This is a genomic window from Microvirga aerilata (assembly GCF_016743775.1).
In the GTDB taxonomy this organism is placed as follows: Bacteria; Pseudomonadota; Alphaproteobacteria; order Rhizobiales; family Beijerinckiaceae; genus Microvirga; species Microvirga aerilata.
This window is the reverse complement of sequence record NZ_JAEQMY010000040.1, coordinates 18,179-40,455: the sequence shown is the minus strand read 5'-3', so window position 1 is coordinate 40,455 and position 22,277 is coordinate 18,179. Positions and strand designations below refer to the sequence as shown.

General features: G+C 64.9%; 24 protein-coding genes and 1 other RNA gene. 10 read left to right on the top strand and 15 right to left on the bottom strand.

Going from position 1 to position 22,277, the window contains the following annotated elements:
* Window positions 1-413 precede the first annotated feature (413 nt).
* From nudC to JKG68_RS20835, 3 genes are all read right to left on the bottom strand, one after another.
* On the bottom strand, window positions 414-1,316 hold the full coding sequence (gene nudC, locus JKG68_RS20845) for an NAD(+) diphosphatase (RefSeq protein ID WP_202063281.1): 903 nt from the start codon (window positions 1,314-1,316) through the stop codon (window positions 414-416).
* 3 nt (window positions 1,317-1,319) lie between these two features.
* Entirely contained in the window at window positions 1,320-1,736 is a 417-nt protein-coding gene (locus JKG68_RS20840; RefSeq protein ID WP_202063280.1) for an HIT domain-containing protein, read from the bottom strand.
* A 140-nt stretch (window positions 1,737-1,876) separates the two neighbouring features.
* Window positions 1,877-3,133, bottom strand: a complete 1,257-nt coding sequence (locus JKG68_RS20835; RefSeq protein ID WP_202063279.1) for an MFS transporter — start codon at window positions 3,131-3,133, stop codon at window positions 1,877-1,879.
* 243 nt (window positions 3,134-3,376) lie between these two features.
* Here JKG68_RS20835 and ffs point away from each other — a divergent pair.
* From ffs to recR, 4 genes are all read left to right on the top strand, one after another.
* Window positions 3,377-3,473, top strand: an RNA gene (gene ffs, locus JKG68_RS20830) — signal recognition particle sRNA small type.
* A 28-nt stretch (window positions 3,474-3,501) separates the two neighbouring features.
* Window positions 3,502-5,322, top strand: coding sequence for a DNA polymerase III subunit gamma/tau (locus JKG68_RS20825; protein WP_202063278.1), 1,821 nt, complete (start codon window positions 3,502-3,504; stop codon window positions 5,320-5,322).
* A gap of 15 nt (window positions 5,323-5,337) precedes the next feature.
* Complete coding sequence (locus JKG68_RS20820; RefSeq protein WP_202063277.1) at window positions 5,338-5,658, top strand: YbaB/EbfC family nucleoid-associated protein; 321 nt, start codon at window positions 5,338-5,340, stop codon at window positions 5,656-5,658.
* Between the two features lie 67 nt (window positions 5,659-5,725).
* Window positions 5,726-6,331 carry a recombination mediator RecR gene (gene recR / locus JKG68_RS20815; RefSeq protein WP_202063276.1) on the top strand — a complete coding sequence of 202 codons (606 nt, stop codon included), beginning with the start codon at window positions 5,726-5,728 and terminating at the stop codon, window positions 6,329-6,331.
* Between the two features lie 118 nt (window positions 6,332-6,449).
* On the opposite strand, the gene JKG68_RS20810 is transcribed toward recR, so the two are convergent.
* Window positions 6,450-8,036, bottom strand: coding sequence for a sensor histidine kinase (locus JKG68_RS20810; protein ID WP_202063275.1), 1,587 nt, complete (start codon window positions 8,034-8,036; stop codon window positions 6,450-6,452).
* Between the two features lie 154 nt (window positions 8,037-8,190).
* Here JKG68_RS20810 and dapD point away from each other — a divergent pair, with 154 nt between their 5' ends.
* The 3 genes from dapD (at window position 8,191) to JKG68_RS20795 (ending at window position 10,895) form a co-directional block, all read left to right on the top strand.
* Window positions 8,191-9,033 carry a 2,3,4,5-tetrahydropyridine-2,6-dicarboxylate N-succinyltransferase gene (gene dapD / locus JKG68_RS20805; RefSeq protein WP_202063274.1) on the top strand — a complete coding sequence of 281 codons (843 nt, stop codon included), beginning with the start codon at window positions 8,191-8,193 and terminating at the stop codon, window positions 9,031-9,033.
* A gap of 4 nt (window positions 9,034-9,037) precedes the next feature.
* Entirely contained in the window at window positions 9,038-10,195 is a 1,158-nt protein-coding gene (gene dapE, locus JKG68_RS20800; RefSeq protein ID WP_202063273.1) for a succinyl-diaminopimelate desuccinylase, read from the top strand.
* Between the two features lie 109 nt (window positions 10,196-10,304).
* On the top strand, window positions 10,305-10,895 hold the full coding sequence (locus JKG68_RS20795; RefSeq protein ID WP_202063272.1) for a hypothetical protein: 591 nt from the start codon (window positions 10,305-10,307) through the stop codon (window positions 10,893-10,895).
* Here JKG68_RS20795 and truA read toward each other — a convergent pair.
* The 4 genes from truA to def are packed head-to-tail and all read right to left on the bottom strand — an operon-like array spanning window position 10,887 to window position 13,589.
* The gene (gene truA / locus JKG68_RS20790; RefSeq protein ID WP_202063271.1) at window positions 10,887-11,636 is read right to left on the bottom strand and encodes a tRNA pseudouridine(38-40) synthase TruA; all 750 of its coding nucleotides are present in this window, start codon (window positions 11,634-11,636) and stop codon (window positions 10,887-10,889) included. The two genes, JKG68_RS20795 and truA, sit on opposite strands and share 9 nt — an antisense overlap.
* 2 nt (window positions 11,637-11,638) lie before the next feature.
* The gene (locus tag JKG68_RS20785; RefSeq protein WP_202063270.1) at window positions 11,639-12,133 is read right to left on the bottom strand and encodes a GNAT family N-acetyltransferase; all 495 of its coding nucleotides are present in this window, start codon (window positions 12,131-12,133) and stop codon (window positions 11,639-11,641) included.
* 8 nt (window positions 12,134-12,141) lie between these two features.
* On the bottom strand, window positions 12,142-13,074 hold the full coding sequence (gene fmt / locus JKG68_RS20780; RefSeq protein WP_202063269.1) for a methionyl-tRNA formyltransferase: 933 nt from the start codon (window positions 13,072-13,074) through the stop codon (window positions 12,142-12,144).
* Entirely contained in the window at window positions 13,071-13,589 is a 519-nt protein-coding gene (gene def, locus JKG68_RS20775; protein WP_202063268.1) for a peptide deformylase, read from the bottom strand. Before def ends, fmt begins: the two co-directional genes overlap by 4 nt.
* A 198-nt stretch (window positions 13,590-13,787) precedes the next feature.
* Here def and JKG68_RS20770 point away from each other — a divergent pair, with 198 nt between their 5' ends.
* Both JKG68_RS20770 and JKG68_RS20765 read left to right on the top strand, forming a co-directional pair.
* The gene (locus JKG68_RS20770) at window positions 13,788-14,975 is read left to right on the top strand and encodes a DNA recombination protein RmuC (protein WP_202063267.1); all 1,188 of its coding nucleotides are present in this window, start codon (window positions 13,788-13,790) and stop codon (window positions 14,973-14,975) included.
* 109 nt (window positions 14,976-15,084) lie between these two features.
* The gene (locus JKG68_RS20765; protein ID WP_202063266.1) at window positions 15,085-15,588 is read left to right on the top strand and encodes a YciE/YciF ferroxidase family protein; all 504 of its coding nucleotides are present in this window, start codon (window positions 15,085-15,087) and stop codon (window positions 15,586-15,588) included.
* A 48-nt stretch (window positions 15,589-15,636) separates the two neighbouring features.
* Here JKG68_RS20765 and JKG68_RS20760 read toward each other — a convergent pair whose 3' ends face one another.
* The 4 genes from JKG68_RS20760 to yihA all read right to left on the bottom strand — a co-directional run bounded on the left by JKG68_RS20760 (window position 15,637) and on the right by yihA (window position 18,479).
* Entirely contained in the window at window positions 15,637-16,383 is a 747-nt protein-coding gene (locus JKG68_RS20760) for a pyrimidine 5'-nucleotidase (protein WP_202063265.1), read from the bottom strand.
* Window positions 16,384-16,466: 83 nt separating this feature from the next.
* Window positions 16,467-17,372 (bottom strand): acetylglutamate kinase, encoded by a 906-nt coding sequence (gene argB / locus JKG68_RS20755; RefSeq protein WP_202063264.1) that lies wholly within the window; start codon window positions 17,370-17,372, stop codon window positions 16,467-16,469.
* Window positions 17,373-17,448: 76 nt separating this feature from the next.
* Window positions 17,449-17,817, bottom strand: coding sequence for a DUF423 domain-containing protein (locus tag JKG68_RS20750; RefSeq protein WP_202063263.1), 369 nt, complete (start codon window positions 17,815-17,817; stop codon window positions 17,449-17,451).
* A complete protein-coding gene (gene yihA, locus JKG68_RS20745) occupies window positions 17,814-18,479 on the bottom strand; it encodes a ribosome biogenesis GTP-binding protein YihA/YsxC (RefSeq protein ID WP_202063262.1) in 666 nt (221 codons plus the stop codon). The genes JKG68_RS20750 and yihA overlap by 4 nt, the downstream gene beginning before the upstream one ends.
* A 190-nt stretch (window positions 18,480-18,669) precedes the next feature.
* On the opposite strand from yihA, the gene JKG68_RS20740 reads away from it, so the two are divergent.
* Complete coding sequence (locus JKG68_RS20740) at window positions 18,670-19,254, top strand: NUDIX domain-containing protein (RefSeq protein WP_202063261.1); 585 nt, start codon at window positions 18,670-18,672, stop codon at window positions 19,252-19,254.
* 21 nt (window positions 19,255-19,275) lie between these two features.
* Here the strand turns inward: JKG68_RS20740 and JKG68_RS20735 are convergent, their stop codons facing one another.
* From JKG68_RS20735 to rnpA, 3 genes are all read right to left on the bottom strand, one after another.
* Window positions 19,276-19,920, bottom strand: a complete 645-nt coding sequence (locus tag JKG68_RS20735; protein ID WP_202063260.1) for a CatB-related O-acetyltransferase — start codon at window positions 19,918-19,920, stop codon at window positions 19,276-19,278.
* Window positions 19,921-19,995: 75 nt separating this feature from the next.
* A complete protein-coding gene (gene yidC / locus JKG68_RS20730) occupies window positions 19,996-21,849 on the bottom strand; it encodes a membrane protein insertase YidC (RefSeq protein WP_202063259.1) in 1,854 nt (617 codons plus the stop codon).
* Window positions 21,842-22,276 (bottom strand): ribonuclease P protein component, encoded by a 435-nt coding sequence (gene rnpA / locus JKG68_RS20725; RefSeq protein ID WP_202063258.1) that lies wholly within the window; start codon window positions 22,274-22,276, stop codon window positions 21,842-21,844. Before rnpA ends, yidC begins: the two co-directional genes overlap by 8 nt.
* Window position 22,277: the final 1 nt, after the last annotated feature.

The following is a 22,277-nucleotide window of genomic DNA, read 5'->3' as shown; positions in this document are numbered from 1 at the left end:
GGGTTTGGCGAGAGGCCCTGGTGAGGGGCCGGAAGCGGGTTGGGCCCAGGGCCTCCAGCATGGCCGCCTTGGGCCAGCGCCGCACCGGTCGCACCAGTCCGCCTGAAAAGAACCGTGCGCGAAGAGGCAGTTCGGCTCTTCCCTTTCATACCACAGCGAGCCGGGCTGCATCGCGCGCCACCCTCGTGTGCTCTTCAGGCTCGCAGCCCAAGGCTGCGGGCCCGAAGGCGCTGGATCTTTGACAAGCAGGCTATCAGCATCCCCCCGGATGAAGCATGAGCGAAGATCCGGGAGCGCATCACAGCTATCTCGCGGGAGCCCTCCTCCCCACAAGGGGAAACCCGCGCTGCACTCGTCAACCGATCCCGGGTTCTGCTGTGCAACCTTCGGGATGACGTTCCGGTAAGAGGAGCTTACTCCTTCACCCATTCACGGATGAGAAGGTTTGCGATGGCGATGGGAGAGGGGGCGGCGAAATCCTCGTGCGCGCCTTCCAGCATGCGCCGGACGTCGTCCTTGGAGAACCAGCGGGCGTCCTCCAGCTCCTCCCCGTCGAAATCGATCTTCTCGGTGAGCGCCTCTCCGATGCAGCCGATCATGATGTTCGACGGGAAGGGCCAGGGCTGGGAGGCGAGGTAGCGCACCTTGCCCACCCGAATGCCGGCCTCCTCGAAGGTCTCGCGCCTGACCGCATCCTCGATGGTCTCCCCGGGCTCCAGGAAGCCGGCGAGGCAGGAATACATCTTTTCGGGAAAGCGCGGCTGGCGGCCCATGAGGCACCGGTCGCCATGGGTGACCAGCATGATCACGACGGGATCCGTGCGGGGGAAGTGCTGGGTGCCGCAGGCGGAGCAGTCGCGCCGGAAGCCGGCCTGGGAAGCCTCGGTCGGGGCGCCGCAATTGGCGCAGAAGCGGTGGCGCCTGTGCCAGTCGAGCATGGATTTCGCCATGGCCAGAAGGCCGAGCTCCTCTGCCGGCACGAGGCCCCGCACCGCAATCGACCGCAGATCCACGGCCGCATAGGCCGGGTCGTCCTGGAACAGCTCCGCCGCTTCCGGTGGGGCCAAGGTCGCCACGACGGGGCGCTCTCCCAAGGTGCCCAGGAGAACCTGTTCCTGGAGGCCGGGGATGCGGCCGAGGACGGAGGCGGTCAGGAGGCTCGTGCCCGGCTCTCCCGTCTGGAGCACCGGCAGGTCGCCTGCCAGGATCACCATCGCCGCCTGCGGGTTGCGGATGGCGTTGGCAAGCGCTTCCGGGTCCCGTTCGGCGCTGTGGCGAACGAGAGGGTTCGTGATGTAGCCGATCGGTCGGGTCATGGGTCAGGCCGCCGCGAAAAGAGTGGCGGCGCGCTCGATCAGGGCTGCTGCCGCATGGCTGGGATAAGGTGTCCGGGTGCCGTGGCCCCAGACGGGGCCGGGCCAGGCCGGATCCGAGCGGAAGCGCCCGATCACATGGACATGAAGCTGCGTCACGATGTTGCCGAGCGCGCCCACATTCACCTTGTCGGGCCCGGACAGCTCCAGCATGACCCGGGTCGCGATCCTGATCTCCTGCATCAGCTGTGCGGACTTCTCGTCCGAAAGGTCCGTCAATTCGCTCAGGCCGTGGATGCGCGGCACCAGCACGAACCAGGGAAAGCGTGCGTCGTTCAGAAGCAGGACCGATGAGAGAGCAAGGTCGCCGACCGGGATGGTGTCGGCTTCGAGGCGGGAATCGAGCTGGAAGGCAGGGGTCATGGCCGCACGTTAGCCGACCCTGCCGCCCGGTGCCTAGAGCATCGGACCCAAAAGTGGACTCCGCTTTGGGATCTATTCGATGCTCCAACTCATCGGCGGGCAAACGTCGATGGGAGACGGAGCGTCCAACTTCGCGTCGCCTATAAGGCCAAGCCGAGGCGCTGAAAGTCCGCCCTTGATGCCAGCGGGGCAGCGTCGTCCTGGCGGCGGCTGCGACAATGCGGCGGCGGCATGGTGTGGCCGATCAGGAACATGACGGCGCTTGCTCCTGCGAAAACCGCGAAAAGGAAGAACATGCCGGCACCCCCGAAGGTGGCCAGAGCGACGCCTCCGAGCATCGGGCCAAGAAAGTTGCCCACCGACGTAAGAGAATGAGCCCCGAAGTAGGTTCCCCTGTTGCGTGCGTTCGAGATGCCATCGACAAGCAGATATTCCGATGGAACCACCAGCACCTCTCCCAATGTGAAGACGATCATGGAAAGGATGAGGGCTGCGTGCGCGGAAGAGGCGGCAAATCCAACCTCCCCGGCCAGAAACAGGATGCATCCCAGGGCGATGGCGTTGCGAGCCCCAATGCGTTCGATCAGGAAACGTGCAGGAGTGCTCGCCAGCAGCACGGTCAGGGCATTGGTGGTGACGAGCTGCGCGAAGAGATTGATCCCATCCTCGAAGTTGCTCCCGAGATACTGCGATAGCGTGATGGACCACTGGCCGTGGACGGCGAGCAGAAGGGTGCCGCCGCCCACGAAAAACAGGAGGCGTCGATCCTGGAGCGCGAAGCCGAGGCGGCGCCAGCCGACGAAGCTGGGCACAGGGGCTTGCGTGTCGGCCTTTGGAGAAGCCACCACACAGGCGATCAGGATCGCGAACACCGCGTGCATGACACCGGCAACGATGAAGGGAGCGGAAGAGGCTGCTCCCACGGCAATGCCGATCATAGGCCCGACGGCCCAGCCTAGATTGATGGCCAGATACCGCCATGAAAAGGCGCGCAAGCGCAGATGCTCAGGCGACGCGTCGCTCATGAGCGCCCGCGAAACGGGCTCGTACACGGACCCGGCCACGGCCGAGACGATATGGGCTGCAGCGAACATGGCGACGGATGAGGCAAGTCCGAGGGCCGCCAGCGCGAGCGATGTGAGAAACAGGGCGACGACGAGAACGGTCTTTCGCCCGATCCGGTCGGAGAGAGCGCCTGCCATGGGGGCGGCAATGGCGCCCAGGAGAGGCCCTGCTCCAATCAATGCGCCGACGGCCATTGGCCCCAACCCGAAGTCACGCTGGAGCCGGATGGCGATGAAGGTGAGGCTCATCCCCTTGGCGATGGTGACGAAGCCGGATCCCGCGATCAGCATGAGCGTAACGCGCCGCCCCGCACGCTCTGAATACGCGGTCATGAACCAGGCCTGTCGCTCGAATGGGATGTCATACGGGACGCTGAGAAAAGGGCTTCTGTCCAAAATATTGAGACAATATTACCGCGGAGGCAAGCCACGTGCCTTTGATCCCGCATAAAGCCTGGTGGAAAGGCTTGTAAGAGAATGTGTTTCCCCGCACGGCCACTTTTTCGGGCTTCTCCCGGTGTAGGCCGGCCTTCAATCGCGCTTGCGTTTCCCGGCCGGAGCGCTCATATAGCGGACGGGAGGTTGGCGAGGGACGTCTCACTCGCCAACCGGGTCAGGTCCGGAAGGAAGCAGCCCTAACGAGACCGAACGGGTCTTCGTCCAGCCTCCCACCTCAAGATTCTCCAAAGCCTTTGCAGTCGATGGACGATACCACAGCCGGCACGCCCCTGAACGACGAGCCGGCCCTGCCGGGTTTCCCTGCCGCGCCGGCTCCCGCAGCGCCGGCGTCTCCTTACCGCGTTCTTGCCCGAAAATACCGCCCGCGCACCTTCGACGACCTGATCGGTCAGGAGGCGATGGTCCGCACCCTCTCGAACGCCTTCGAGACCGGCCGCATCCCGCAGGCCTGGATGCTCACCGGCGTTCGCGGCGTCGGCAAGACCACCACGGCCCGGATCCTGGCCCGCGGCCTCAACTACCAGAAGCCCGACGGGGCCGGCGCGCCCACCATCCACATGCCGGAGCTTGGCGTTCATTGCCAGGCCATCATGGAATCGCGGCACGTGGACGTGCTGGAGATGGACGCCGCCTCGCATACCGGCATCGACGACGTCCGCCAGATCATCGACGGCATCCGCTATTCGCCCGTGTCGGCCCGCTACAAGGTCTACATCATCGACGAGGTTCACATGCTCTCGGAGAAGGCGTTCAACGCCTTCCTGAAGACCCTGGAGGAGCCGCCGCCGCACGCGAAGTTCATCTTCGCCACCACCGAGATCCGTAAAGTCCCGGTCACGATCCTGTCCCGCTGCCAGCGCTTCGACCTGCGCCGCATCGAGGCGGACAAGCTCGTGGGTCACCTCGGCCGCATCTGCGACGCCGAGGGGGTCAAGGCCGACCAGGAGGCGCTCGCCGCCATCGCCCGGGCGGCGGAGGGCTCGGCCCGCGACTCCCTGTCCCTCATGGATCATGCGATTGCGCATGGGGCGGGGGTCGTCACCGCCGACACCGTGCGCGACATGCTGGGGCTTGCCGACCGCACCCAGGTGATCGATCTGTTCGAGGCTGTGATGCGCGGCGATGTGCCGGCGGCTTTCGAGGGGCTTCGCTCGCAATACGATGCAGGCGCCGATCCGGCCGTCATCCTGTCGGATCTCGCCGCTTTCTCCCATATCGTCACCCGCCTCAAGCTGATCCCGGAAGCGGCAAAGGACCCCGCCCTGTCCGAGGTCGAGCGGGCGCGGGGCACGGATTATGCCGGGAAGCTTTCCGTGCGGACCCTGTCCCGCGCCTGGCAGATCCTCCTGAAGGGGATTCCCGAGGTCCAGGCCTCGAACCGCCCGATTGCGGCAGCCGAGATGGTGCTGGTGCGCCTTGCCTATGCGGCCGACCTGCCGACGCCGGACGAGGCCCTGCGGGCCCTGAAGGACGGCGCGCCGTTGCCCGCAGGCGGCCCGGCCCCCGCGCCTTCGCGGCCCTCCGGACCCGCCACCTCCGGCAATATGGCGCTCGCCACCTCCCAGGCCCAGCCGCAGCCGCGCCCTCAGGCCGCGCAGACTGAGCCGACCATGCGGCTGCGGCGCTTCGAGGACGTGGTGGCGCTCGCCGGTGAGAAGCGCGAGATCGTGCTCAAGGCGGCGCTCGAGCGGGATGTGCGCCTCGTGCGTTTCGAGGAGGGCCGCATCGAGCTCAGCCTCACCGAGACCGGCAGCCGCACCATCGCCAACGATCTCACCCGCGCCCTCCAGCAATGGACCGGCGAGCGCTGGATGGTGGCGCTCTCCTCCGAGGAGGGGGCCCCGACCCTGCACGAGAAGGCCGTGGCCGCCGAGCGCGAGCGCAAGGAGGGGGCGGCCAACCATCCGCTGGTGCAGGCGGTTCTGTCCAAGTTCCCCGGCTCGCAGATCGTGAACGTGGTCGAGCGCGCCGAGAAGGCGGGCGACGACGCCGAAACCGAGATCCTCGGGGAGGCCGATGCAGCCGCCGCGCACGAGACGGAAGAAGACGACGATTTATTTTAAGCGAGGAATGCGTTCATGAAAGACATCATGGGATTGATGAAGCAGGCGCAGGCCATGCAGCAGAAGCTGCAGGATGCCCAGGCCGAACTCGAAAACCTTGAAGTCGACGGCACGGCCGGCGGCGGTGTCGTGACCGTCAAGGTGACCGGCAAGGGCAGCCTCAAGTCGATCAACATCGATTCCTCGCTCATGAATCCGGACGAGAAGGAGATCCTGGAGGATCTCATCGTGGCCGCCATGAACGACGCCAGGGCTAAGGCCGAGCGGGTGACCCAGGAGCGCATGGAGAGCCTCACCAAGGGCCTTCCGCTGCCGCCTGGCCTGAAGCTGTTCTGAGCATCGACCGGAGAAGCGGCTTCCGGTTCTTCGCATCAGGCGATGCCACAAAGAAAAAGAAGGTCGAATGGCTCAGCACGTTGCCGGTCCTGAAATCGAGCGCCTGATCCAGCTGCTCGCCCGCCTGCCGGGCCTTGGGCCCCGCTCGGCGCGCCGCGCGGCGCTTCACCTGATCAAGAAGCGGGAAACCCTGCTCAACCCGTTGAGCGATGCCATGCGCGTTGCCAACGAACGCATCGTGGTGTGCTCGTCCTGCGGCAACGTCGATACCTCGGATCCCTGCACCGTCTGCCGCGACCCGAAGCGCGATCCGTCGATCCTCGTGGTGGTGGAGGACGTGTCCGATCTCTGGGCGCTCGAACGCTCCGGGGCCGTGAGCGCCAAGTATCACGTGCTCGGCGGCGTGCTCTCGCCCCTCGACGGCGTGCGCCCCGAGCACCTGAACCTGGAGCGCCTCGTCGAACGGGTGTCGCAACCCGGCGTCGCGGAGGTGATCCTGGCGCTCAACGCCACGGTCGACGGGCAGACCACGGCCCACTACATCACCGAGCTTCTCGGCCATTTGCCCATGAAGGTGACGAAGCTCGCCCACGGGGTTCCGGTCGGCGGCGAGCTCGACTATCTCGATGAAGGCACGCTTTCGGCAGCGATCCGGCAGCGCACGTCTTTTTAAGGGTTCGATCCGTCCTCCCGTCATCACCGGCCTTGTGCCGGTAATCCCGATTGGGAGAGGTGCGGCGCTCCGTCGAAGCGAGATGGCCGGGACAAAGCCCGGCCATGACGGCGTCGCTCTACGCCGGAATGTCGAGCCGGAACACCGTGCCGCCGTCGGACTCGAGGCTGAAGCGCCCGCCGAGCTGCTGCGCGAAGGACCGGATGAGCTTCATGCCAAGCGACGAGCCGTTTTCCTGCGGCCCGGATATGCCCTTGCCCGTGTCGCGGACGGTCACCTCGATTCGCCCGTCGATCTGCCGTGCCGAGACCAGGATGCGCCCGCCTTCGCCCGGCCCGAAGGCGTGTTTGAACGCGTTGGAAATCGCTTCCGTGACGGCGAGCGAGAGCGGCGTGCCGCGGTCCAGGTCGATCATGATCGGTTCCGCATCGAGGTCGACCGTGATGCCTCGGGCCGATGCGCCGTAGGTGGCCGATAATTCGGTGATCAGGCGCTCGAGATAATCCTGAAGATCGATCGTCCGGCCGGCGTCCTTGCGGTAGAGGATGTCGTGGATGAGGCCGATGGAGCGCAGGCGGTCCTGGGTTTCCTGAAATGCGGCTTTCACGTTCGGATCCGTGAAACGGCGCGACTGCATCTGCAGCAGGCTTGAGGTCACCTGCAGGTTGTTCTTCACCCGATGATGGATCTCCTGGAGCAGCATGACCTTGTCCGAAAGGGCTTTGCCGAGGCTCTCGTTGGCCTGCTGCAGCTGGCTTTGGGTGGCCTCCGTCTGCTGGCTGAGCCGCACGCCGATCCAGGTGAGCCAGCCGAGGGCGACGAGGAAGATGGATGTGATTCCGGCACTCCAGTAAAAGCCGGCCCTCCAGGCGGCGAGGGCGGTCGCAACGGGAATGCTGGCGGTCACCGTGACCGGCCAGCGCTCCAGTCTTCGGAAGGAGACGATCCGCTCAACGCCGTCCGGAGTATCGCCGGCCCGATAAGTCCCGGCCCGTTGCGCTTCCAACTCGTTGAAGAGCATCGTGTGACCGACACCGGTGTCGATCTGGCCTGGAGTGAGCCCCGTTCGGGCGATCACGCGTCCGTCGCGGCCCCATAGGCCGAGGACGACATTGCCCGCATCAGCTTCGGGCCGTGAAATCTCTTGAAGAAAGGCCGGCCGCAGGGCGACCTGGGCAATGCCGTCGAGGTCGCCGTTCAAATCAGGAATGCGTCGCGAGTAGGTGTAGATGAGGTCGTGGGTGATGCGACCGACGATTGCCCCGCCGACAAAGGCTTCGGCTCCTGCCCGATGGGCTTTGAACCACGGTCTGTCGGCAAAATTGACAGAGGTGCTCTGCGTCGCATTCGACGTACCGACCAAGTCGCCATCCTTGTCGATGACGAGGAAGAGATCGCTGGCGGGAGATTTCTGCGTCAGCCCGGCGAGATACTGATGCGCGTCGCCCGTTTCGCTCAAGGCGCCAACGCCGCCTCTGAGCCGCACGAAGGCGATGATCTCGCCCAGGAGCAGATCGCTCGTTTCCAGGCTCCGCTTGGTATATTCCTCCATGAGAAGCGCCAGATCCTGCGTGGCGCCCCGCGCCCGATCGAGGGCGCTGTCGTAGTCGAGCCATAGGAACACGCCGCGGATGCCGATAACGGCGACTGCGAACAGAACCGCCGTGGCATACAGAACGCTGCGCATGTCTCGGACCGGGATCATGACAAAGGGGTCTTCGGGGCAGCGGTCTGATGGATCGAGAGCATGAGGGACCCTATGCCAGGCTGTTCGGCGGTGTCCACAACATATGATCAGGTGACAGGCCTGAGCGGCGTTGTTAATCAGGCCGCAGTGAAACCCCTGCTTCGAGCTTCTCATGTCCACTGACCTTGCCCACACCATCGATGCCGCCTGGGAAGACCGGGCCAATGTGAGCCCTTCCACCACAGGTGCGCTGCGCGAGGCGGTGGAGCAGGCCATGGAGCTGCTCGATTCCGGCAAGGCTCGCGTGGCCGAGAAGACCGCAGGCGGCGAGTGGCAGGTGCATCAATGGTTGAAGAAGGCCGTGCTCCTGTCCTTCCGCCTCAACGACATGGAAGTCATCGGCGGCGGTCCGGGCGAAGCTGCCTGGTGGGACAAGGTTCCGTCCAAGTTCGCCGGCTGGGGTGAGAACCGCTTTCGGGCAGCAGGCTTCCGGGCGGTGCCGAACTGCACCGTGCGCCGCGGCGCCTATATCGCGCCCGGCGTGGTGCTGATGCCGTCCTTCGTCAATCTGGGCGCCTATGTGGACGAAAACACCATGGTCGACACCTGGGCGACGGTCGGCTCCTGCGCCCAGATCGGCAAGAACGTGCACCTGTCCGGCGGCGTCGGCATCGGCGGTGTGCTGGAGCCGCTCCAGGCCAACCCCACCATCATCGAGGACAACTGCTTCATCGGCGCCCGCTCCGAGGTGGTGGAAGGCGTCGTCGTGGGCGAAGGCTCGGTGCTCTCCATGGGCGTGTTCCTGTCCGCCTCCACCAAGATTATCGACCGCAACACCGGCGAGGTCTTCGTGGGCCGCGTACCACCGTATTCCGTGGTCGTGCCCGGCTCGCTTCCCGGCAAGCCGCTGCCGGACGGCACCCCCGGTCCGTCCCTGTACTGCGCCGTCATCGTGAAGCGCGTCGATGCCCAGACGCGGGCGAAGACTGGGATCAACGAGCTGTTGCGGGATTGATCCGATGGATGCCTCGCCTCTTTTCCTCGCCCAATCACTCCTGCGCTGCCCGTCCGTAACGCCGGAGGAGGGCGGGGCTCTCGCCTTCATCGAAGGCGTGCTGAAGGAGGCGGGGTTCGGGGTCCATCGTCCGGTCTTTTCGGAGTCCGGCACGCCGGACGTGGAAAACCTCTATGCCCGCTATGGCAGGGGAGAGCCCTATCTGCTCTTTGCCGGCCACACCGACGTGGTGCCTCCGGGCGATGCGAGCCGCTGGCGGCACGACCCTTTCAGCGGCGAGATCGACGGCGGCGAGCTTTATGGGCGCGGCGCGGTCGACATGAAGGGCGGCATCGCCTGCATGATGGCGGCAGCCCTCGACTTCATCCGCAGCAACCCGGACTTCAGGGGCTCTATCGGCTTCCTGATCACGGGGGACGAAGAAGGTCCTGCCATCAACGGCTCGGTCAAGCTGCTCGAATGGGCGAAGGCGCGGGGGGAGCGCTTCAGCCATTGCATCCTGGGAGAGCCCACGAACCCGAACCAGCTCGGCGACATGATCAAGATCGGTCGGCGCGGCTCCCTCACCGGCAGGATCGTCGTCGAGGGCAAGCAGGGGCACGTGGCCTATCCGCATTTGGCCGACAACCCGATCCCCGGCCTGCTGCGCCTCGTCGACGGGCTCCTGCGCGAGCCGCTCGACCGGGGCACCGAGCATTTCGACGCCTCGAATCTCGAAGTGACCACGGTCGATGTGGGCAACCCTGCCGCCAACGTGATTCCGGCCGAGGCAAGGGCCACCTTCAACATCCGCTTCAACGATCTCTGGACGCCCGAAAGCCTGGAGGAGGAGATTGCGCGCCGTCTGCGGGAGGCCGCCGGCAACACGGTCCGCTACACCCTCAGAATGGAGCCCACCAATGCGGTGGCCTTCCTCACGCCGCCCAACGAGTTCGTGGGCTTCATCGCCCAGGCCATCGAGGCCGAGACGGGGCTGCGCCCCAAGCTGTCCACCACGGGCGGCACGTCCGATGCTCGCTTCATTGTGAAGGACTGTCCGGTGGTCGAGTTCGGCCTCGTCGGGCAAACGATGCACCAGATCGACGAGCGGGTGGCGGTGGCCGATTTGGACCGTCTGGCAACGATTTACCGCAAGGTGCTGGACGCCTATTTCGCCGGCTAGGCGCTGAATTTCCAAGCGTATCTGCCTTCGACCAAAGTCGAGCATCGGCCGGAACGTTTTAGGGCTTCCGCCTGTTCCTGTGTGCACCCCGCGCTCGAAGAGGCTGCCCATGATCGTCACGGCTGATGAGGTCAATCGCTCGTTCAAGGGAACGCTCGACCTGCTCAACAGCAGGACCGAGGGCCTACGCTCCTTCGACATGAGCGAGCGGGGCTTCTGGCGCTCCTTCATGGCGCTCTGGCTGACCCTTCCGGCCTACATCGTGTCCCTGGCTTTCGAACGCCTGCGTCTCGGCTCGCTGCAGCCGGACGGGTCGCTCCTGGACAATCTCTGGGTCGATTTCGTCGTGGCCCTCGGCCATGTGGCGGGATTCATAGCCCTGCCGGTCGCCATGATCTGGATTGCGCGGTGGTTTCGCCTCGAGAAGGCCTATGTGCCCTTCGTGATCGTGACGAACTGGATTTCCGTGATCGGCATGCTGGTTCTGTCCCTTCCGGCCATGCTCATGCTCTTAGGCTGGACGCCGCCGGCGCTGGCCAGCCTCGTCAGCCTCGCCTTCGCGATCATCATCGTGCGGCTGCAATGGTTCGCCACCAAGACGACATTGGGCCTCCCAAGTGTTGCGGCTTTGGGGATCGTTGTGCTCGGCATCGTGCTCAATGCTTTTGTGGGAACCGCGATGCGGGGCCTGCTAGGCTAAGTCCGGGTAATCGACGCCGATCAGGTAAAGCCCGGTGGACGGAGCCATCGGGCCGCAGCGCTTGCGGTCCCGCGCGTCGAGAGCCGCGCGCACGTCCTCCACCGACCAGCGGCCGGCGCCGGCCCGCTCAAGGGTGCCGGTGATCGAGCGCACCTGATGATGCAGGAACGAGCGGGCGGAGGCGTAGATGCGGATCTCGTCGCCGATCCGCTCCACGTCGAGGCGGTCGAGCGTCCGGATGGGGCTGTTCGCCTGGCACTCGGCGGCCCGGAACGTGGTGAAGTCGTGCCGCCCGATCAGGGTCCGGGCCGCTTCATGCATGATGGTTGCGTCAAGCTTCCAAGCCACGTGCCAGACCCGGTTCGCGTCGAGCGACGGCGGAGCCCGGCGGTTGAGGATGCGGTAGACATAATGGCGCTTCACCGCTGACAGACGGGCATTGAAGGTCTCGGGCACCATCTGAGCCGCGAGGATCGCCACGGGGGCAGGCTTGAGATGCGCGTTGGTGGCATCCCTCACCGTGTCCGGCCGCCATTCCTTCTCCAAGTCCACATGCACGACCTGATGGGTGGCGTGAACGCCCGAATCGGTGCGGCCGGCGCAATGAACGCGGACGGGCATTCCGGCAAAACGCGCAATCGCATCCTCGACGGCCTGCTGCACGGAGAGGCCGTTCGTCTGATGCTGCCAGCCGGTGAACGGCGTGCCGTCATATTCGACGACAAGCTTGTAGCGAGGCATGTCTACTTCAGTTCTGCAAAGGCCCGGGCATAGGAGACCGAACCATGGGCGTCTTTCCCTTGGTCGGAAAGCGCGAGGGCCTGGAGATACGGCCCGTCATAAGGGGTTTTCAGCCTTTCCGCCAGCCGGGAGGTGAAGCCGAAGCGGCCGTAATAATGCGGCTCCCCCAGCACCACGACGAGATCATGGCCGGTTTCCGTAAGGCGTTTGAGACTGTGCCGGACGAGAGCCGCTCCAATGCCCTGCTTCTGGAACAGGGGACATACCGCCAGGGGCGCCAGCACGCAGGCCTTGATGGCGGAGGTCTCGTGCAGGGACAGTTTGGAATAGGCGATATGGCCAACCGGCTCGTCCGTATAGGCGGTCACCGACAGGATGAGGTCGCCGTCATCGTGCATGTGCCGAACGAGGTCGGCCTCGGCCAGTTGCCCAAAGGCGGCAGCATAGATGGCGTAAAGTGCAGGCCAGTCGGTCGTCTCCTCCAGGCGAACACTCATCCCGGACCTCACGCAAAGCGGGCGCCCGGACCTAGCCTCACGCCGCGCAGGAATTCGTCGAAGGCCACAGGTCCCTTGCCCGCCCGCTGAACCTGCAGCAGACGAACGGCCCCGTCGCCGCAGGATATTATACCATTATTGTCGAGCAATGTCCCAGGCTCAGCTTGACCTTTTCCCAAGGCAGCTCGCAGCACCTTCACCCGCTCCCGTCCTTTGCCGAAATCGGCGGTGAAGAAGGCTCCGGGAAACGGGGAGAGACCACGAATGTGGTCGTGAACCGCCTGCGCGGGCTTCGACCAGTCGATCAGGGCATCCTCGTTCATGAGCTTATGGGCATAGGTGACGCCTTCCTCGGGCTGAGGCGTGAAGCCAAGCCCCCCACGGGAGAGGGCGGCGAGCGCCCGCACCATGAGGTCAGCGCCGAGCACCATCATGCTGTCGTGCAGCTCGCCCGCATTCATGTCGGGGGAAATCGCGATCCGTTCGACCATCGCCACGGGGCCGGTATCGAGCCCTTCCTCCATCTTCATGACGGCGACACCGGTTTCCCGGTCGCCCGCCATGATGGCCCGCTGGATCGGAGCCGCCCCGCGCCAACGGGGCAGGAGGGAGCCGTGGAGATTGAGGCAGCCGAGCTCCGGCGCATCGAGGACTGCTTTCGGCAGAAGCATGCCGTAGGCCACCACCACGGCCACATCGGCCTCATGACTGCGGAAGATCTCGGCGGCTTCCTCCGTCCGCAGGGTCTTGGGCGTCAGCACGGGTATGCCGAATCGGTCCGCCATGGTGTGGACGGGGGAGGGTTTCAGCTCCATGCCGCGCCCGGCGGCGGCTGGCGGCCGGGTATAGACGGCGATCACGTCATGGCCTTGGCCGACGATCTCCGACAGGGTGGGCACCGCGAAATCGGGAGTGCCCATGAAGACGACCCGCAGGCTCATGCGCCGGCCTCACGCTTAGCGGCCTTCTTGAACTTGGTCATGACCCGGTCGCGCTTGAGCTTCGACAGGTAGTCGATGAACAGGACCCCGTTGAGATGGTCGATCTCGTGCTGCACGCAGGTGGCCATCAGCCCGTCCGCATCCTGCTCGACCGTCTCGCCCTGAAGATTCATGTAGCGGAACCGCACCCGGTCCGGCCGCTCGACCTCCTCGTAGTATTCGGGGATCGACAGGCAGCCTTCCTCATAGACGCGCCTCTCCTCCGAGGTCCACAGGATCTCGGGATTGATGAGCACCAGGGGCTGACGCTCGTCGTCTGTTTTCGACACGTCCATGGTGACCATGCGAACGGGCACGCCGATCTGGATGGCGGCGAGGCCGACGCCGGGGGCGTCGTACATGGTGTCCAGCATGTCGTCCGCCAGCCGGCGGATCTCGTCCGTGATGTCCTTGACGGGCTCGGACGTCAGACGGAGCTTGGAATCGGGGATGATGACGAGGGGTCTGATGCTCATGATCGCGGGAGATAAGCGCTCGGGTCGGGATGGTCAAATCGTTCGTCTCAGGCATCGGACCCAAAAGTGGGCCCACTTTTGGGCCTAATCCGATGCTTATCATTCATGAGTGCATCGTTTTCACGGAAAAGTGGAATCCACTTTTCCACACGAGGCACTTATGTTCGGATGCATCCGTCAACCGGAACCTCATTTCCCATGAACGATGTCGTCCTGATCCTCGGCAAGACCCACGTGACTTGGGGGCAGGCCGTCATGGGGATGGCGGGATTGAGCCTCGTTCTCCTCCTGCTCGTCACCGTTCTGCTCCTGCGCACACGCCGGGAGAGGGCGTTCGAGGCCGCGATCGCGGCCGAGCGGGCCCGGGAGATGGACGACAAGGTGGCGGAGCTCACCCGCATCCAGTCCGAGATGACCGGGCGGATGCGCACCATCGCGGAGGTGTTCGGCACCCGCCAGAGCGATTTCGTGCGCATGATCTCGGAGCGGATCGACGGGCTGCAGCACCGGGTGGGGCAGGGCCTCGACGCATCCACCCGCCACCAGAACGAAAACCTGTCCAAGCTTAACGAGCGCCTTGCCGTGATCGATGCAGCCCAGCGGAACCTCACGAACCTCACCGGCGAGATCGTGGGGCTCAAGGACATCCTTTCCAACAAGCAGGCCCGGGGCGCCTATGGCCAGGGCCGGATGGAGGCCATCATCCGCGACGGGCTGCCGCCCAGCGCCTTCGAGTTCCAGGCGACCCTGTCGAACCGCACCAGGCCCGATTGCCTGGTGCGCCTGCCCGGCGACGACAGGAGGCTCGTGATCGACGCCAAGTTTCCCCTGGAGGGCTTCACCCTGTTTCGCGACGCCAAGGGGGAGGAGGCCCGCAGCCGCGCGGCCGGCAAGGTTCGCAACGACATGCTCGTGCACGTGAAGGACATCGCCGAGAAATATCTCATCCCCGGCGAGACCCAGGACATCGCCATGCTTTTCGTGCCGGCGGAGTCGATCTATGCCGATCTCTCCGAGCATTTCGACGACGTGGTCCAGAAGGCGCATCGGGCCCGCATCGTCATCGTGTCACCCTCCCTCCTGACGCTTGCCATTCAGGTCATGCAGGCGATCGTCCGCGATGCGCGGATTCGCGAGGAGGCGCAGGTGATCCAGGTCGAGGTGCAGAAGCTCCTGGAGGACGTGGAGCGCCTGGATGCCAGGGTGGCGAAGCTCGATAGCCATTTCCGCCAGGCGCAGGACGACGTGTCCCAGATCAGGGTCTCGGCCGACAAGATCGTGAAGCGCGGGCAGAAGATCGAAACGCTCGATTTCGACGAGAGCGAGGCGGAAGCCCGCGCCGAGTGGCTGCGCCTCCAGGGCCGCAACCTCCGGGCCGTGGAATAGGCGGGAACCGCCTTCGAACCCGCGACGTTCTCCCCACGCTGCACGACGCGCCACGCAGATGATGGCGCTCGCATGCCGGCACGTCTCAGAACTCGGGAAGGATTGCGCTATGGGCCTTTTGTCAAAGGACATCAAGTCGTTGGACGACCTCTTCGTCCATACCCTGCAGGACATCTACTACGCCGAACAACAGATCACGAAGGCCCTGCCCCAGATGATGGAGCAGGCCACGGACCCTCAGCTGAAGCAGGCGTTCCAGACGCATCTCGGTGAAACCCAGCAGCAGATCCAGATGGTCGAGCAGGTGTTCCGGATGCACGGCCACGATCCGAAGGGCGTAACCTGCCCGGCCATCGACGGCATCATCAGCGAGGCGCAGGACATCGCCGGCGACATCGAAGATCCGCAGGTTCTCGATGCCGCTCTGCTGGCCGCCGCTCAGGCCGTCGAACATTATGAGATCACCCGCTACGGCACCCTCGTTGCCTGGGCCAAGCAGCTGGGTCGCGAAGACTGCGCCGGCGTCCTGCACCAGATCCTGGATCAGGAGAAGGCCACCGACCAGAAGCTCAGCCGCATCGCCGAGAGCAAGATCAACACTCAGGCCGCGTAACGGTCCCTGCTCCGTCGAACACGAATGGCCTCCGAAAGGAGGCCATTTTTATGGGCGGGAGTGCTGTTTTTCCGGCAAGGCGTAAGCGCGCAGGAAATCCGCCAGATCGTTGGTGATGTAGTCGATGTCAGGCGTCTTGACCGCCTCCTGCTCGAAGCTCTCGCGGAAGGGATCGATGGTCTTCGGCACGATCAGGGTGGTGGTCATGCCGAGTTCGTGCGGCACGGTCAGGTTCTTGGCGATGTCCTCGAACATGGCCGAGCGGGCAGGCTCCACCCCGTGCTTCTCCAGGAAGATCTCGTAGGCCCGGCGGTCCGGCTTCGGCACGAAGTTGGAGGCGGCGATGTCGAACACGTCCTCGAAGTGATCGAGGATGCCGATTTTCTTCGCGACATTCTCCGCGTGCTTGCGGGAGCCGTTGGTGAGGATGAGCTTGCGGCCTGGAAGCTTCTCGATCGCCTCGCCGAGACTGGCGTTCAGCTCGATAGCGGTGTGGTCGATGTCGTGGGCGAAATCGAGGAAGTCGTGCGGATCGATGTCGTACTCGTCGATCAGCGCCTTAAGGGTCGTGCCGTATTTGTGATAGAAGAACTTCTGCAGCGCCTGGGCGGACAGGCCATCGAGGCCGAAAAGGTCCGAGATGTAGAGGGTGATGCGCTGATCGACCTGCGGCCAAACCCGCGAGGTGTGCGGGTAGAGCGTATTGTCCAGGTCGAAGACCCACGTCTCCACATGCGAGAACGGACGGGAGTCGGGGGCCGACAGGTGGCTCTGGGTGGCTGGCTTCGCGTTCATGGATCTCAAAGACGACAATGGGGCCGTGCGGCCCCACTGAGGATGATATAGGTATTCTGGCTGCTTCGGGAAGGCCCCGGGCCTTACCCCCTGCGGATCAGGGTGCCTGCGCCGTGATCCGTGAACAGCTCCAGGAGCACCGCATGGGGCACCTTGCCGTCGAGGATGACCACGGCCTCCACGCCCCGCTCCAGGGCATAGATGCAGGTCTCGATCTTCGGGATCATGCCGTCGGTGATGGTGCCGTCGGCGATGAGGCGGCGGCAATCCTCGATGGTCATTTCCGGTATCAGGTTCTTGTTCTTGTCGAGAACGCCGGGCACGTCGGTCAGGAGCAGGAGGCGCTTGGCCGTCATGGCGCCGGCGATGGCGCCCGCGAAGGTGTCGGCATTGACGTTGTAGGTCTGGCCGTCCTGGCCGATGGCCACGGGGGCGAGGACCGGGATGAGCTCGGCGCTCAGAACCTGGTCCAGAACCTCGCGGTTTACCGACTCCGGCTCGCCCACGAAGCCAAGATCCACCACCTTCTCGATGTTGGACTCAGGGTCCACGGCCGTGCGGGTGACCTTCCGGGCCGTGACCATGTTGCCGTCCTTGCCGGACAAGCCCACGGCCTTGCCGCCCTCGGTGCCGATCCAGCCGACGATCTGCTTGTTGATGGAGCCGGCGAGCACCATCTCGACCACCTCGACAGTGGCCTCGTCCGTGACGCGAAGCCCCGCCTTGAACTCGGACTTGATGCCGAGCTTGTCCAGCATCCTGCCGATCTGCGGCCCGCCGCCATGGACGACGATGGGCTTGATGCCCGACTGCTCGAGCAGAACCACGTCCTCGGCAAAATCCTCGGCTGCCGCGCGGTCGCCCATGGCGTGGCCGCCATACTTGATCACCACCACCTGCTGGTCGTAGCGCTGCATGTGCGGCAGGGCCTGCACAAGCACCTCGGCCTGCACATGAACGTCGGGGAGGGACGTGGATGGATCGGACATGGACGGCTCCGGCGCGGTGATCAAGACGAAACGGCCTGCCTTCTAGCCCAAGGATGGGCCCGTGCAAACAGGGACTTCAGGCTCGCAGGCGAAGAAGAGCCGAGACCCCCACCAGAAGCCAGCCCAGCATCAGGAGGATGCCCCCTGTGGGCGCAGCCCTGGGGAAAAGCGCCACCCCTGAAAAGGCGCGGCGGGAGAGATCGCCGCAGAACAGGATCAGTCCCAGAACGAGAATGTAGCCCGCGATCTGCGCCAGCATGGGGTTCACGGCGCCAGCCGCCATCAGGGCCACGAGGGCGAGCAGGGCAGGGGCATGAAACAGGAGAAACTGCGCCGCCGTGGTGAGATTGCCGCCGGCAATATGGGCTGCGGCGGCGGAGAGGCCGACCCCGAGCAGCCCGGACAGGGAGGCGAGGACGATCAGGATCCGGGCGGCGAGGCTCATCCCGCGCCTCTTTCGCTGAGGAGGCGGGCGATGCCGGCGCGCAGCTCCGGGATGCCGAGGCCCGAACGGCTCGACGTGGTGAGGATTTCGGGGAAGGCGGCGGCGCGCTTTGCGATCTTCTGCTGCGTTTCGGCGATGCGCTTCTCGAGCTCGTCCTTCTTCGGCTCGTCCGCCTTGGTGAGAACGATCTGGTAGGAGACGGCGGCGGTGCCGAGGGTCTCCAACACCGCCTCGTCCACCGGCTTGATGCCGTGGCGCGCGTCGATCAGCACATAGACGCGGGCGAGGCTCGCCCGTCCGCGCAGGTAGTCGTGGATCAGCTGCGTCCAGGCCTGCACCTTCTGCTTCTCGACGGCGGCGTAGCCGTAGCCGGGCATGTCGACGAGATGGAATCGGTTGTTGATGTTGAAGAAGTTGAGCTGCTGCGTCCGGCCCGGGGTGTGCGAGGTGCGTGCGAGCGTGTTGCGCCCGGTCAGCGCATTGACGAGGCTCGACTTGCCCACATTCGAGCGTCCGGCAAAGGCGATCTCGACCTTGCTCATGGGCGGCAGGTTCTTCAGGGAGTTCGCGGCCCAGATGAAATCCGCCTCGCCGGCAAAGATCTTGCGGCCGATTTCCAGGAAAGGATCCAGGTCTTGGTCTTGGGGGCTTGTGTCGGTCATGGCCTCTTATAGCGGCTCGGCGCGGAAAGGCGATCCCCAGCTTTCATCCTCGGAGCGCCGGCCGCTCTTCAGAATTGTCCTGCCATTCTACAAAACCGCAGGAGTGCATTCGATCCCGTATCTGCCAGTTTCAAGCCGATTGGTCGCAGCGCCCGGGATTGCCCTGGGCAGGCGCCACCAAGGCTTTGACATGACCGACGCCGTCATCCTGATCCGCTCCGTCGAGGTGCTCTCCGACGACTGGGCCACCTTGAAGAAATACACCTTCGACTACCGGCGCCGGGACGGCAGCCTGGAAAGGCAGGTCCGGCAGACCTACGACCGGGGCCATGGGGCCGTGATCCTGCCCTACGATCCGGAGCGCGGCACGGTGCTGCTCGTCAGGCAGTTCCGGCTTCCCGCCTATGTGAGCGGCCATTCCGAGCCGCTTGTCGAAGCCTGCGCCGGCCTTCTCGACAGGGACGACCCGGAAACCTGCATCCGCCGGGAGGCCGAGGAGGAGCTCGGCTACAGGCTCCGCCATATCGAGAAGGTCTTTCACGCGTTCATGAGCCCCGGCAGCGTGACCGAAAGGCTCATGTTCTTTTTAGGCCGCTACTCGCCGGACGACCGGATCGGCCAGGGCGGCGGGGATCGCCACGAGGGCGAGGACATCGAGGTCCTGGAGATCGCCCTCGATGAAGCCCTCGGGATGATCGACCAGGGGCGGATCGTCGATGGCAAGACGATCATGCTGCTGCAGCACATCAAGCTCAAGGGGCTGATGGAGGCTTAGATCGGCCTCGATCCGGCGCCATCAGACGGCTCTGCGCAGGGCCTCCAGGTCCGCCCCTCGGATGGCATCGAGATTGCGGGTGATCCTGTCCACGCTCCAATCCCACCAGCGGATGGCGAGAAGTTCGGCTATGACATCATCCGCAAACCTCCGGCGGATGAGCTTGGCCGGATTGCCGCCGACGATGGCATAGGGCGGCACATCGGCCGTCACCACGGATTTCGCCGCGATGATGGCTCCGTCGCCGATCGCGACCCCGGGCATGATCGTCGCCTCCTGGCCGATCCACACATCGTTGCCCACCGTGGTGTCGCCTTTGAAGCCCGCCTGAATGGTAGCCCAATCGAATCCCTGCTCCCAGCCCTGGCCGAAGATGTTGAAGGGATAGGTGGAAAAGCCCGTCATGGCATGGTTCGCGCCGTTCATGATGAAGGCGGTTCCAGCCGCGATGGCGCAGAATTTGCCGATGACGAGCCTGTCGCCCATGAAATCGTAGTGGTGCTGGACGCACCGCTCGACGAATCCCTCTGGGCCGAGCGGATCATCGTAATAGGTGAACTCGCCGATCTCGATGTTCGCCTGCTTCACGAAGGCCTTGAGGAACCCCACCCGGGGATGGCCGGGGAGCGGATGAGGGTTCAGGGGATCGGGGCCGGAGGCTGTCATTTTCGTCCTGCCGTATCGTCCAAACAAAATCCCCGGGACGGGGCCCGGGGATGATCGTTTCTGGTTGGTTGCCGCTCAGCCCCTGGCGGGACTCTTGCGGGCGAATGTCTTGCGCAGGTTGTCCCACAGCTCGATCTTGACGCCGTTCTTGCGCATGATGAAGGCCTGCTGGGTGACCGAGAGCAGGTTGTTCCAGGCCCAGTAGATCACGAGACCGGCCGGGAAGGAGCCCAGCATGAAGGTGAAGATCACCGGCATCCAGGCGAAGACCTGCTTCTGGACCGGGTCCGGCGGCTCCGGGTTCATCTTCATCTGCAGCCACATGGTGATGCCCATGAGGATCGGCCACACGCCCAGCATGAGGAACTGTCCGAGCACCGGCACGGCGCCCGGGTTGTAGGGCAGGAGGCCGAACAGGTTGAAGATGGAGGTCGGATCGGGAGCGGCGAGGTCGCGGATCCAGCCGAAGAACGGCGCGTGGCGCATTTCGATGGTGACGAAGAGCACCTTGTAGAGCGCGAAGAACACCGGGATCTGGATCAGCACCGGCCAGCAGCCGGCCACCGGATTGATCTTCTCCTTCTTGTAGAGCTCCATCAGCGCCTGCTGCTGCTTCATCTTGTCGTCCGCATAGCGCTCGCGGATCGAAGTCATCTCCGGCTGCACGGCCTTCATCTTGGCCATGGAGGCGTAGGACTTGCTGGCCAGCGGGAAGAACAGGATCTTCAGCAGCACCGTGACGAGCAGGATCGCGATGCCGAAGTTTCCGAACAGATGGAAGAAGAAGTCCAGGACCTTAAAGAGCGGCTTGGTGATGAAGTAGAACCAGCCCCAATCGATCAGGAGGTCGAAGTTCTTGATGCCGAGCGTGCCCTGATAGGCATCGACGGTTCCAACCTCCTTGGCGCCTGCGAAGAGACGCTGGGTCACTTCCGTCGTGCCGCCGGGCTGGAGGGTCTGCGCCGTGCCGGCCACCGTCGCCTGGTAGGTGCGAGCCGTCTGGCCCTGCTGGGAGGTGAAGGAGCCCTGATAGGGCTGCGCCTGATCCGGGATGACGGCGGCGGCCCAGTACTTGTCGGTGATTCCGAGGAAGCCGCCGGTCGCCGAATTCCAGATGTTGCCGACGGCGCTCGAGCCGGCCACGGGATCCGCCTTGTCGAGATTGGCGTAGGTGATCTCCTGGAGGCCCTCATCACCCACCACGCCGATCATGCCCTCGTGGAGCACGTAATAGCCGAGCGTGACCGGCGTCCCATAGCGCGAGACGAGGCCGTAGGATTGCAGCGTCACGGGAGCGGAGCCGCGGTTCTCGACCGCGTCCTTCACCGTGAACATGAACTTGTCGTCGACGGAGATCGTGCGGCGGAAGGCCAGGCCCTGGTCGTTCTGCCAGGTCAGGGTGACGGGGCTGCCGGGGGTCAGCGTGGGCTTGTCGGCCGTCCACACCGTGTTGGCGTTGGGCAGGCTGCCCGCCTGCGCGCCGAGCCAGCCGAATTCGGCATAATAGGGGTTCTGGGTGCCGGCGGGCGACAGGAGCACGATGTTCTGGCTCCGGGGGTCGACCGTCTCGCGGTAGTTCTTGAGCGCCACGTCGTCGATGCGGCCGCCGCGCAGGTTGATGGAGCCCGCGATGGCAGGCGTGTCGATGGCAATGCGCGGCGAGCGGGCAAGGGCCGCCTCGCGAGTTTCGACGGCAGGCGCCGCCGGGGTGCTCGGAACGGTTCCGGGCACCGTGGGAGCGGCGCCGCCGGCCTGGCTCGGGCTTGCCGGCGGATTTGGCGCGTTGGGATTGACCTGCGTGGATTGCTGCTGCTGGGCCGCCAGGCGCTGCCTTTCGGCCTGGGGAGCCGCAAAGAAGTATTGCCAGCCTAGCAAGACCGCCAGCGACAGCGCGATGGCGATGATGAGGTTTCTGTTGTCTTCACGCATTGGGATGTCCGCGACGCTCGCCGTTGGGGGGAGGTGAGGAGGAGAGGGGACGCTCTGCGGGGGGCGCGCTTTTCGGCTTGGTGACCGCCTTGAGCGCGCGCCGGAGATCGTCGATGAGCACGCTGAAATCGGCGCTCAGGATGTCACGCCGCCCGATGATGACGACGTCCGCATCGATCCTGGCGTAATCCTGGCCTGCCGGGGGAAGGGCAGCCCGAAGCCGGCGCTTGATCCGGTTGCGCTCGGTGGCGTGGCCGACCCGCTTCGTTACCGTGAGGCCGAAGCGCAGGCCGAGGCCGGAACCCTCGCGCAATCGAGCCTGGACCGTCATCCGCTCGGTATGAAAGCGGCGGCCGGAGGCCGCCGCGACGAAGTCAGGTCTTTTCGTCAGACGCCCGAGGCTTGACGCGGCGCGAGGCTCGCGCATC

What these genes read in the sequence shown, in the direction of transcription:
- nudC (WP_202063281.1), bottom strand. Translation starts at nt 1,316, where the DNA reads ATGACCCGACCGATCGGCTACATCACGAACCCTCTCGTTCGCCACAGC.
- JKG68_RS20840 (WP_202063280.1), bottom strand. Translation starts at nt 1,736, where the DNA reads ATGACCCCTGCCTTCCAGCTCGATTCCCGCCTCGAAGCCGACACCATC.
- JKG68_RS20835 (WP_202063279.1), bottom strand. Translation starts at nt 3,133, where the DNA reads ATGACCGCGTATTCAGAGCGTGCGGGGCGGCGCGTTACGCTCATGCTG.
- JKG68_RS20825 (WP_202063278.1), top strand. Translation starts at nt 3,502, where the DNA reads ATGGACGATACCACAGCCGGCACGCCCCTGAACGACGAGCCGGCCCTG.
- JKG68_RS20820 (WP_202063277.1), top strand. Translation starts at nt 5,338, where the DNA reads ATGAAAGACATCATGGGATTGATGAAGCAGGCGCAGGCCATGCAGCAG.
- recR (WP_202063276.1), top strand. Translation starts at nt 5,726, where the DNA reads ATGGCTCAGCACGTTGCCGGTCCTGAAATCGAGCGCCTGATCCAGCTG.
- JKG68_RS20810 (WP_202063275.1), bottom strand. Translation starts at nt 8,036, where the DNA reads ATGATCCCGGTCCGAGACATGCGCAGCGTTCTGTATGCCACGGCGGTT.
- dapD (WP_202063274.1), top strand. Translation starts at nt 8,191, where the DNA reads ATGTCCACTGACCTTGCCCACACCATCGATGCCGCCTGGGAAGACCGG.
- dapE (WP_202063273.1), top strand. Translation starts at nt 9,038, where the DNA reads ATGGATGCCTCGCCTCTTTTCCTCGCCCAATCACTCCTGCGCTGCCCG.
- JKG68_RS20795 (WP_202063272.1), top strand. Translation starts at nt 10,305, where the DNA reads ATGATCGTCACGGCTGATGAGGTCAATCGCTCGTTCAAGGGAACGCTC.
- truA (WP_202063271.1), bottom strand. Translation starts at nt 11,636, where the DNA reads ATGCCTCGCTACAAGCTTGTCGTCGAATATGACGGCACGCCGTTCACC.
- JKG68_RS20785 (WP_202063270.1), bottom strand. Translation starts at nt 12,133, where the DNA reads ATGAGTGTTCGCCTGGAGGAGACGACCGACTGGCCTGCACTTTACGCC.
- fmt (WP_202063269.1), bottom strand. Translation starts at nt 13,074, where the DNA reads ATGAGCCTGCGGGTCGTCTTCATGGGCACTCCCGATTTCGCGGTGCCC.
- def (WP_202063268.1), bottom strand. Translation starts at nt 13,589, where the DNA reads ATGAGCATCAGACCCCTCGTCATCATCCCCGATTCCAAGCTCCGTCTG.
- JKG68_RS20770 (WP_202063267.1), top strand. Translation starts at nt 13,788, where the DNA reads ATGAACGATGTCGTCCTGATCCTCGGCAAGACCCACGTGACTTGGGGG.
- JKG68_RS20765 (WP_202063266.1), top strand. Translation starts at nt 15,085, where the DNA reads ATGGGCCTTTTGTCAAAGGACATCAAGTCGTTGGACGACCTCTTCGTC.
- JKG68_RS20760 (WP_202063265.1), bottom strand. Translation starts at nt 16,383, where the DNA reads ATGAACGCGAAGCCAGCCACCCAGAGCCACCTGTCGGCCCCCGACTCC.
- argB (WP_202063264.1), bottom strand. Translation starts at nt 17,372, where the DNA reads ATGTCCGATCCATCCACGTCCCTCCCCGACGTTCATGTGCAGGCCGAG.
- JKG68_RS20750 (WP_202063263.1), bottom strand. Translation starts at nt 17,817, where the DNA reads ATGAGCCTCGCCGCCCGGATCCTGATCGTCCTCGCCTCCCTGTCCGGG.
- yihA (WP_202063262.1), bottom strand. Translation starts at nt 18,479, where the DNA reads ATGACCGACACAAGCCCCCAAGACCAAGACCTGGATCCTTTCCTGGAA.
- JKG68_RS20740 (WP_202063261.1), top strand. Translation starts at nt 18,670, where the DNA reads ATGACCGACGCCGTCATCCTGATCCGCTCCGTCGAGGTGCTCTCCGAC.
- JKG68_RS20735 (WP_202063260.1), bottom strand. Translation starts at nt 19,920, where the DNA reads ATGACAGCCTCCGGCCCCGATCCCCTGAACCCTCATCCGCTCCCCGGC.
- yidC (WP_202063259.1), bottom strand. Translation starts at nt 21,849, where the DNA reads ATGCGTGAAGACAACAGAAACCTCATCATCGCCATCGCGCTGTCGCTG.
- rnpA (WP_202063258.1), bottom strand. Translation starts at nt 22,276, where the DNA reads ATGCGCGAGCCTCGCGCCGCGTCAAGCCTCGGGCGTCTGACGAAAAGA.